Annotated in this window: 2 protein-coding genes; both read right to left on the bottom strand. The window is 63.6% G+C overall.

Annotated elements, in window-relative coordinates; genetic code table 11:
* The coding region (locus A5700_RS00750; RefSeq protein WP_068072147.1) for a WXG100 family type VII secretion target at positions 1 to 283 on the bottom strand (283 nt) is incomplete at its 3' end.
* Between the two features lie 44 nt (positions 284 to 327).
* Positions 328 to 624, bottom strand: a complete 297-nt coding sequence (locus tag A5700_RS00745; protein WP_007168951.1) for a WXG100 family type VII secretion target — start codon at positions 622 to 624, stop codon at positions 328 to 330.

The following is a 624-nucleotide window of genomic DNA, read 5'->3' as shown; positions in this document are numbered from 1 at the left end:
AGGCCCAGCTGGACCCGACGGCGCTGTCCGTGCTGGCCATGTTGCTGCCGGCACTTTGCACCTTCTGGCCGTGGGAGTTGGCCTGCTCGTAGATGACCTGGAAGTTCCGGCCCAACTGGGTGATGAACTCCTGGCAGGCCACCGAACCGGCGCCGCCCCAGAAGTCACCGGCAGCCAGCACATCGCGCACGATGCTCTGGTGCTCCTGCTCCAAGGACGCGGCCTGGGCGCGGATCAGCGCGCCGTGCGAGTCGACGTCGCCGAACTGGTAGTTAATGCTCATTGCTTAGCTCCTTAAAAGTGTTGGGTAGCAGACGGTGTGTGGGACTAGCTGCTCAGGATCTGCTGCGAGGCCTGCTCTTGCTGCTCGTAGTTGTTGGCGTCGCGGATCAACCCGTCGCGCACCCCGTGGAGCATGTTGACGATGTTGCGGAAAGCCTGGTTGACCTGACCCATGGTGTCGTACGAGGTGGCCTGCGCCTGGCCGCTCCAGCCGGAGCCGGCGATGTTCATCGACGACGCCCACATCTTGCGCGCCTCGTCCTCGACCGTCTGAGCGTGAACCTCGAAACGGCCCGCCATCGCACGCATCTCGTGCGGGTCGGTCATAAAACGTGTAGCCAT

Source organism: Mycobacterium sp. E1214 (genome assembly GCF_001666755.1).
GTDB lineage: Bacteria > Actinomycetota > Actinomycetes > Mycobacteriales > Mycobacteriaceae > Mycobacterium.
This window is presented reverse-complemented; position numbering and strand designations above follow the sequence as displayed.

What these genes read in the sequence shown, in the direction of transcription:
- A5700_RS00745 (WP_007168951.1), bottom strand. Translation starts at nt 624, where the DNA reads ATGGCTACACGTTTTATGACCGACCCGCACGAGATGCGTGCGATGGCG.